The organism is Brachybacterium atlanticum, assembly GCF_025669985.1.
GTDB lineage: Bacteria > Actinomycetota > Actinomycetes > Actinomycetales > Dermabacteraceae > Brachybacterium > Brachybacterium conglomeratum.
Genome location: NZ_JAKJJW010000029.1, coordinates 37,633 through 46,103, shown reverse-complemented (window position 1 = coordinate 46,103; position 8,471 = coordinate 37,633). Strand labels below are relative to the sequence as shown.

At 74.7% G+C, this 8,471-nt stretch carries 6 protein-coding genes; all 6 read right to left on the bottom strand.

Annotated features, from left to right (window positions below):
• Nucleotides 1–296: 296 nt before the first annotated feature.
• The 6 genes from murC to L3K22_RS13070 are packed head-to-tail and all read right to left on the bottom strand — an operon-like array spanning nucleotide 297 to nucleotide 8,469.
• Complete coding sequence (gene murC, locus L3K22_RS13095) at nucleotides 297–1,805, bottom strand: UDP-N-acetylmuramate--L-alanine ligase (protein WP_263311761.1); 1,509 nt, start codon at nucleotides 1,803–1,805, stop codon at nucleotides 297–299.
• Nucleotides 1,806–1,840: 35 nt separating this feature from the next.
• Complete coding sequence (gene murG, locus L3K22_RS13090; RefSeq protein ID WP_263311760.1) at nucleotides 1,841–2,929, bottom strand: undecaprenyldiphospho-muramoylpentapeptide beta-N-acetylglucosaminyltransferase; 1,089 nt, start codon at nucleotides 2,927–2,929, stop codon at nucleotides 1,841–1,843.
• Nucleotides 2,926–4,398 carry a putative lipid II flippase FtsW gene (gene ftsW, locus L3K22_RS13085; RefSeq protein WP_263311759.1) on the bottom strand — a complete coding sequence of 491 codons (1,473 nt, stop codon included), beginning with the start codon at nucleotides 4,396–4,398 and terminating at the stop codon, nucleotides 2,926–2,928. Before ftsW ends, murG begins: the two co-directional genes overlap by 4 nt.
• Complete coding sequence (murD, locus tag L3K22_RS13080) at nucleotides 4,395–5,912, bottom strand: UDP-N-acetylmuramoyl-L-alanine--D-glutamate ligase (RefSeq protein WP_263311758.1); 1,518 nt, start codon at nucleotides 5,910–5,912, stop codon at nucleotides 4,395–4,397. Before murD ends, ftsW begins: the two co-directional genes overlap by 4 nt.
• Nucleotides 5,909–7,009: a phospho-N-acetylmuramoyl-pentapeptide-transferase gene (gene mraY / locus L3K22_RS13075; protein ID WP_263311757.1), complete on the bottom strand. Its 1,101-nt coding sequence runs from the start codon at nucleotides 7,007–7,009 to the stop codon at nucleotides 5,909–5,911. Before mraY ends, murD begins: the two co-directional genes overlap by 4 nt.
• Nucleotides 7,006–8,469 (bottom strand): UDP-N-acetylmuramoyl-tripeptide--D-alanyl-D-alanine ligase, encoded by a 1,464-nt coding sequence (locus L3K22_RS13070; RefSeq protein ID WP_263311756.1) that lies wholly within the window; start codon nucleotides 8,467–8,469, stop codon nucleotides 7,006–7,008. Before L3K22_RS13070 ends, mraY begins: the two co-directional genes overlap by 4 nt.
• Nucleotides 8,470–8,471: the final 2 nt, after the last annotated feature.

Below are 8,471 nucleotides of genomic sequence, written 5' to 3'. Positions count from 1 at the left end.
CGCTGGTCCTCAGCGCGTCGACATCGGTGGTGAGGCGGAGGGAGCGGCGCTCCGGCCGGTCGGCGCGGCGCGGCCCGGTTGCGTGGCGCGGCCCGGCTGCGGGGTGCGACCGGACTGCGGGGTGCGGCCCGACCGTGCGGTCCGCGACGGGCCCCCGCCGGAGCCGTTCCCTTCCGAGGGGCGGGGACGGGGCTCGCGGGAGGGGCGCCGTTCGGCGGACTGCTCGGGGCGCTCCGCGGGCGGCGTCGGGTGGACCGTGCCGGGACGCGGTCGGGGCGTGGTGGGGCGGCGTGCCATCAGGCGCGTTCCCCGGGGTCCGCCTCGAGCGCGGCGAGCAGCGCCGGGGTCGTCTCGACGATGTCTCCGGCGCCCAGCATCAGCAGCAGGTCGCCGGGGCGGGCCGCGGCCGGGACCAGGTCGAGGACCTGCGCGTCGGCGTCGAGGGGGACCACGGCCTCGCCCGCGTGGCCGGTGATGGTCCGGGCGGTGGTGGCGAGGTCGGGGTCCTCGCGGGCGGCGTAGACGGGCATCACCCAGGCGAGGTCCGCGGCCTCGAGCGCGGCGGCGAAGTCCGCGGCGAAGTCGCGGGTGCGGGAGAAGAGGTGGGGCTGGAAGACGGCGAGGACGCGGCCCGGCGTCTCCTGCGCCTCGACGATCCCGCGGGCGGCGTCCAGGGTCGCGGCGACCTCGCGGGGGTGGTGGGCGTAGTCGTCCACGACGGTCACTCCCCCGGCGGTGCCCGCCACGTCGAAGCGGCGGGAGGCGCCGGTGAAGGTGCCCAGGCCCGCGGCGAGGCGGGCGGGGTCCAGGGACGGGTCCGCGGCGACGGTCGCGGCGAGGGCGCCGACGGCGTTGAGGACGTTGTGGTGGCCGGTGACGGCGAGGGACAGGGTCAGCGGGCCGGCGGGGCCCTCGATCTCGACCTCGGCGCCGCGGGCCCCGCTGCGCTCGGCGCGCAGCGTCCACGCGGTGGACTCGGCGGTGCCGTAGCCCTGGACGGCGACGCCCCGGGCCCGGGCCCTCTCGCCGAGGGCGGCGGCGCCGGGGTCGTCCTCGCAGACGACGAGGGTGCCGCCCGGTCGCAGCCGGTCCACGAGCGCGTCGAAGGCGGCGGTCAGGGTCTCGGCGTCGCCGTGGAAGTCGAGGTGGTCGGGCTCGAGGTTGGTCACGACGATCGAGAGCGGGGCGAAGGCGAGGAAGGAGCCGTCGGACTCGTCGGCCTCCACGACGGCGGGGCTGTCCGTGCCGCTGCCGCCGGGCTGCGCCCCGAAGCCGGCGTTGCGGCCCAGATCGGGCACGGCCGCACCGAGCGCCCAGGCCGGGTCCTGCCCGGCGCCGCGCAGCGCGGCGACGGCCATGCCGGTGGTGGTGGTCTTGCCGTGGGTGCCGGCGACGGCGATCAGGTCCCGCTCCCCGAGCAGACCCGCCAGCGCCGCGGCGCGGTGGATCACCGGGATGCCGCGCTCGTGGGCGGCGACGACCTCGGGGTTGTCGGCGCGCACGGCGGTCGAGACGATGACGAGGTCGCAGTCCTCGGCGAGCAGCGCGGCGTCGAAGCCGATCCCGATCCGCGCGCCGGCCTCGCGCAGCGGGGCGATGAACTGGCCGTCCTGGGAGTCCGACCCGCTCACGGCGAGCCCGGCCTCGAGGGCGAGGCGGGCCACGGCGCTCATGCCGGCGCCGCCGATCCGCACCACGTGCACCGAGCGGATGCTCTCCCCCGCCGGCCAGTCCGGCCGGGTGATCACGTCGCCGGGGCGCAGGATCGTGCGGGGTGCGGGGCCGTGAGGGGAGGCGGGAGTCATGGGGTCACGGTATCCGGGCGCTCGGCGCTGCCGGGTCAGGCTCGGCGTGCGACGCCGATCACGACGTCCGCCATCACCTCGGCCGCATCCGTGATGCCGAAGGCGCGCGCGGCCTCGGCCATCGCGCCGCGCCGCTGCTCGTCCAGCAGCAGCGGCAGCACCTCGCTGCGCAGGTGCTGCGCGTCGAGCTCGGCGTCGGGGACCATCAGCGCGCCGCCGGCGGCGACGACCTCCTCCCCGTTCAGCGCCTGTTCACCGTTGCCGATCGGGAGCGGGACCAGCACGGCGGGCAGCCCGACGACCGTCAGCTCGCTGACGGTGCCGGCGCCCGAGCGGGTGAGGGCGAGGTCGGAGGCCGCATAGGCGTCCTCCATGGCGGAGACGTACTCCAGCACCCGGTAGCCGTCCCTCTCGGCGAGGCCGTCGGCCTTGCCGCGGCCGGTGACGTGGAGGATCTGCGCGCCAGCGGCGGTGAAGGCCTCGGCGGCCTCGCCGACGGCGGCGTTCAGACGCTGGGCGCCGAGCGACCCGCCGGTGGCCAGCAGCACGGGGCGCGACGGGTCCAGCCCGTAGCCGCCGACGGCCTCCGCGCGGCGGGCGGCGCGGTCGAGATGGGCGATCTTCTCGCGCATGGGCATGCCGATGCGGCGGGCACCGGGGAGGGTGGAGCCCTCGAAGGCGGTGAGCACGGCGGCGGCGCGGCGGGCGCCGAGGCGGTTCGCGAGCCCCGGGCGACGGTTCGCCTCGTGGATCACGACGGGCAGGCGCTGGGCGGCCGCGGCGAGATAGGCGGGCGGGCAGACGTAGCCGCCGTAGCCGGCGACCACGTCGATCCGTCGCTCGCGCAGGAGGGTGCGCACGGCCTTCAGCGTGCCGGCGAAGCGACCGGGGAAGCGCAGCGCGGCCCCGTTCGGGCGGCGCGGGAAGGGGACCTTCTCGATGGTGACGAGCTCGAGCCCGGCGGCGGGGACGAGGTCCGTCTCGAGCCCCTGGGCGGTGCCGAGCACGATGATCTCGGACTCGGGGCTGCGGCGGCGGATCTGCGCGGCGGTGGCCAGCAGCGGCGAGACGTGTCCGGCGCTGCCGCCGCCGGCCAGGAGGATGCGGGGCGGGGTGGCGGTCATCGGGTCCTCCGGGAGGGACTGGAGGCGCCGCGGCGGCGGCGCGAGGCGGAGCGTCCCGAGCGCGAGGAGCGCCCGGCCTTCGCGGCGCGACCGGCCTTCCCGCGGCGTCCGGCCTTCGCAGGGCGAGCGGCAGGGGCGCTGTCGCGCGGGGCTGGCTGGACGCTGACGGAGCGGCGCACCGCCCCGAAGCGGGCGCTGATCGCCTCCTGCGCACCCGGCTCGCGCCGGGCGAAGGAGAGCAGCAGTCCGAGCGCGGTCATCGAGGCGAGCAGCGCCGAGCCGCCCGAGGAGATGAACGGCAGGGGCACGCCGATCACGGGCAGCAGCCCGGTGACCACCATCATGTTCACGACGGCCTGGCCGAGCAGCCAGGCGCTGATGCCCGCGACGGTGATCTGCATGAAGTGATCCTCGAGCCGGGTGATCATGCGGAACATGATCAGGGCGAGCGCGGTGAACAGCGCGAGCACGCCGAGGGTGCCGATCAGGCCGAGCTCCTCGCCGATGATCGCGAAGATGTAGTCGTCCTGGGCGGCGGGCAGACGTCCCCACTTCTGCCGCGACTCCCCGAGGCCGACGCCCCACCAGCCGCCCTCGGCCAGGCCCATCAGGCCCTGGTCCGACTGATAGCAGGAGTCGCCCTCGCAGATCCCGTGGATCCAGTTCGTGATGCGAGCCATGCGGTTGGCGCTGGTGACGGTGAGGTAGATGATCCCGATGACCCCTGCGGCGCCGGCGAGGGCGAACCACCGACGCGGGATGCCGGCCACCCACATCGCTCCGGCGACCAGCATGGCCATGATCATCATGGTCCCGAGGTCGTGCCCGAGCATCACGAGACCGAGTGCCAGGAGGGCACCGGGAACCAGCGGGAACAGCAGATGCGCGGGGCGGTGGAGCAGCGGCCGTTTGACCGACAGCAGCGCCCCGAGCCACACGGCGAGGGCGAGCTTGAGGAACTCCGAGGGCTGCAGCGTCTGACCGCCGATCATGATCCAGTTCTGGTTGCCGTCCACCGCGACGCCGAGGCCGGGGACGAAGACCAGGCACTGCAGCAGGAGCCCGAGGCCCAGCAGCGGCCAGGCGGCGCGCCGGTAGAAGCCCGGCGGCAGCACCGCGGCGATGATCAGCAGCACGAGCCCCATCCCGGCGAAGGTCCCCTGGCGGACCAGGCCGGCGTAGCCGGAGTTGCCGCGGGAGATGTTCAGGACCGCGGAGGAGGACAGCACCATCACCAGGCCGATGCCGACCAGCATCGCGCCGACGACGATCAGGCCGTAGAAGTCCAGCGCCGGGGAGCGCAGCCAGCTGCCGACGCCCTCGCGGACGCGGCCGGAGATGTTCCCCAGGGGCTGGTCCTCGTCGGGCCGGACGACGGAGGTGGAGCGGTCCGCGGGACGGGTGCCGGGGGCGGACGGGCGGGAGTCGGTGCTGCGACGTGCGTCGCGCCGGGTGTCCTCCATCGTCATGCGTGCTCTCCTGGCAGTCGGGTCACGGCCGCGGCGAACAGATCCCCCCGTTCCGCGTAGTCACGGAACTGGTCGATGGAGGCGGCGGCCGGGGCCAGCAGCACCACGTCCCCTGCGGCGGCGAGGGAGCGTGCGGCCTGCACCGCGTCCTCCATCAGCCGGGTGCGCGCGGCGACGTCGTCAGTCTCGCCCGGATCGATGCGCCGGACGGGGACCTCGGGGGCGTGTCGGCTGAGCGCCTCGGTGAAGGGCGCGGGGTCCAGGCCCAGCAGCACGACGCCGACCAGGCGGTCCGCGGCGGCGGCGACGAGCGGGCCGAGATCGGCGCCCTTGACGTCACCGCCGGCGATCCAGACCACGCGCTCGGCCGCCTGGAGGGAGGCCGCGGCGGCGGCGGGGTTGGTGGCCTTGGTGTCGTCGACGAAGCCGATGCCGTCGACGGTGGCGAGGTGCTGGGCGCGGTGGGCGCCCATGCGGTAAGCGCGCAGGCCGTCGCGGACGGCATGGGCCGGGACGCCGTGCGCGCGGGCGAGCGCGGCCGCGGCGAGGGCGTCCAGGAGCACGTGGGGGCCGGCGCCCTGGGGGCCCAGGTGGGCGAGGTCGGAGAGGGTGGCGAGCTCGGCAGCGGAGCTGCGGCGCTCAGGGTGGAAGGCGCGGTCGACGAGGATGCCGTCGATGATCCCGAGCTCGGACAGTCCCGGGGCGCCCAGCGAGATGCCGACGGCGCGGGCGCCCTCGACGACGTCCGCCTCCTCGACCAGGTGCAGGGTGGTCTCATCGGCGGTGTTGTAGACGCAGGCGGTGCGGACGCCCTCGAAGATGCGTCCCTTGGCGCGGGCGTACTCCTCGGCGCCGCCGTGCCAGTCGAGGTGGTCGGCGCTCACGTTCAGCACCACCGCGGCCTCGCAGTCCAGGTGCTCGGTCCAGTGCAGCTGGAAGCTGGACAGCTCCAGCGCGAGCACGTCGAAGCCCTCGGGGTCCAGGGCCGCCTCGATCACGGGCAGGCCCACGTTCCCGCAGGCGACGGCGCGCAGGCCCGCGGCGCGCAGGATCGACTCGAGCATGGTGACGGTCGTGGTCTTGCCGTTGGTGCCGGTGATGCCGAGCCAGGCGGGGCCGTCGGCGGGCTGCATGCGGCGGGCGAGCTCGACCTCGCCCCACACGGGGATGCCGCGGGCGGCCGCGGCGGCGAGCAGGGGCTGGTCGGGGCGCCAGCCGGGCGAGGTGACCACGAGGTCGATCTCGCGGTCCTCGGGCAGGGCGCGGGTGTGCTCGGCGCCGAGGCGGAACTCCACCCCGAGCACCTCGAGGATCTGGGCGCGCTCGCGGATCTCGGGGGTGTCCGCCCCGTCGACGACGAGCACACGGGCGCCGCGCTGCATGGTCTGGTCGGCGATCGCGTAGCCGGAGACGCCGAAGCCGGTGACGAGGATCCGCAGCCCGGCCACGTCCATCCCCGGCCAGGGGCGCTCCTCGGCGGGGAGGGAGGGGGCGCCGCCCGCCGGGGCGGTCATGAGGCGAGCCTCGGCAGGGCGTCGAGGTAGAACAGGCCCAGCCCCACGCCGGCGAGGATCCCGGCGACGATCCAGAAGCGGACCACGATGGTGACCTCGTTCCAGCCCTTGAGCTCGAAGTGGTGCTGCAGGGGCGCCATCCTGAACACGCGCTTGCCGGTCAGCTTGAAGCTCGTCACCTGGATGATCACGGACAGCGAGATGACCACGAAGAGGCCGCCGATGATCGCGCCGAGGATCTCGGTGCGGGTGACGATGGTCAGGCCGGCGATCGCGCCGCCGAGGGCGAGGGAGCCGGTGTCGCCCATGAAGATCTTCGCGGGCGAGGTGTTCCACCACAGGAAGCCGACGCAGGCGCCGATGATCGCCGCGCACAGCACCGCGATGTCCAGCGGGTCGCGGGTGTCGTAGCAGTGCACCAGCCCCCCGGCGTCGAGGTCGACGCTGCACACCTGCCGCCACTGCCAGAAGCTGATGATCAGGTAGGCGGCGGTGAACAGGATGGTCGCGCCGCTGGCCAGGCCGTCGAGGCCGTCGGTGAGGTTCACGCCGTTGGACCAGGCGGCGACCAGGAAGTTCGCCCAGATCGCGAACAGCAGGAAGCCGACGACCGAGCCGAGGAAGGCGAGGTCGAGCCAGGGGATGTCGCGGACGAAGGAGATGTGCGTGGAGGCGGGAGCGTTGCCGTTCTCGTCGGGGAACAGCAGCGCCATCACGGCGAAGCCGGTCGCGACCAGGAACTGGCCCACCAGCTTGTAGCGGGGGCGCAGGCCCGTGGAGTCCTGCTGGGAGATCTTGAGGTAGTCGTCGAGGAAGCCGACGACGCCGAGGCCCACCATCAGGAAGAGCACCAGCACCACGGAGACGCTCGGCGAGGTCCACAGCACGAGGTGGGTGAGGAAGTAGGCCAGGACCACCGCGAGGATGAGCGCGACGCCGCCCATGGTGGGCGTGCCGCGCTTGGTCGCGTGGGAGGTGGGGCCGTCGTCGCGGACGAACTGTCCGTAGCCGCGGCGCTCGAGCACCTTGATGAACAGCGGCGTCCCGAAGATGGACATGGCCAGGGCGAGCGCCCCCGCGATGATGATCGCGATCATGCATCGTCTCCCGTCTGGTCGGTCCCGGCGTGCCGGTCGAGCGCCTCCACGAGCGGCTGGGCGAGCCAGCGCAGGCCCGCGTCGCGGGAGGACTTCAGCAGCACCGCGTCACCGGGACGCACGGTCCGTTCTAGCACAGCGAGCGCCTCGTCCACGGTGTCGACGTACTCGGACTCACCGCCGAAGCTGCCCTCGAGGCTCGCCCCGTGATGGATCGGTGCCGCGCCGTCGCCGACGACGTAGAGCTGGGAGATGTTCAGCCGCACCGCGAGGCGGCCGATCTCGTCGTGGAGCCGCGCCGCGTCCGGGCCGAGCTCGAGCATCTCGCCGAGCACGGCGATGGTGCGGCGGGTGCGGCCGAGGTGCGCGAGGGTCTTCAGCGCGTGTCGCATCGAGTCGGGGTTGGCGTTGTAGGCGTCGTTGATGACGAGCGCGCCGCCGGCCTCGAGGACCTCCATGCGGTGGCCGGAGGCGAGCGTCGCCCCGTCGAGCGAGGCGGCCGCCGCCGCGGGGTCGACGCCCGCGGCCAGCGCCCCGGCGAGGGCCGCCAGCACGTTCGCGGCCTGGTGATCGCCGAGCAGGTCGGGGCGGACGGGGAAGGTGCCGGAGGGGATCGGGGTGCCGTCGAGGGCGGTCAGCCCGTCGGGGACGACGAGGTCGAAGCCGATGCGGGCACGGTCGTCCAGGGTGAGGTCGGTGCCGCGCACCGTCCCCTCGTGGAAGCCCCAGGTGAGGACCGGGGCGGCGGAGCGCTCGGCCATCCCGGCGACGAGCCGGTCCTCGGCGCTCAGGATCGCGCGGCCTCCGGGGGCGAGCGCCTCGACCAGTTCGCCCTTGGCCGTCGCGATCGCCTCGACGCTGCCGAACTCGCCGAGATGCGCGGAGCCGACGTTCAGGACGAGCGAGATGTCGGGGCGTGCGATGGCGGTGAGCTGGGCGATGTGGCCGATGCCGCGCGCACCCATCTCCAGCACGAGGAAGCGGGTGGATGCGGTCAGGCGCAGCACGGTCAGCGGCAGGCCGAGCTCGTTGTTGAACGTGCCGGCGGGGGCGATGGTCTCCCCGGCGGGGGCGAGGATCGTGCCGAGCAGGTCCTTGGTGCCGGTCTTGCCGGCGCTGCCGGTGACGGCGAGGACGACGAGCTCGGGGTTCTCGGTGCGGGCGCGCTCGAGCTGGGCGCGGGCGAGATCGGACAGGGCGGCGCGCACGTCGGCGACCTGGACGGCGGGCACCCCGCGGTCCTCGGTGACGAGCGCGGCGGCGGCGCCGGCGGTGCGGGCGGCCGCGAGGTAGTCGTGGCCGTCGACGTGCTCGCCGGGGAAGGCGGCGAACAGGTCGCCGGGGGCCGCCTCGCGGGAGTCGATGCGTGCGGTGCCGGTGACGGTCTCGTCACCGGTCGCGCCGCCCACGAGGGTCCCGCCGGTGATCTCGGCGATCTCCCGTGTCGTGATCTGGAGCATGC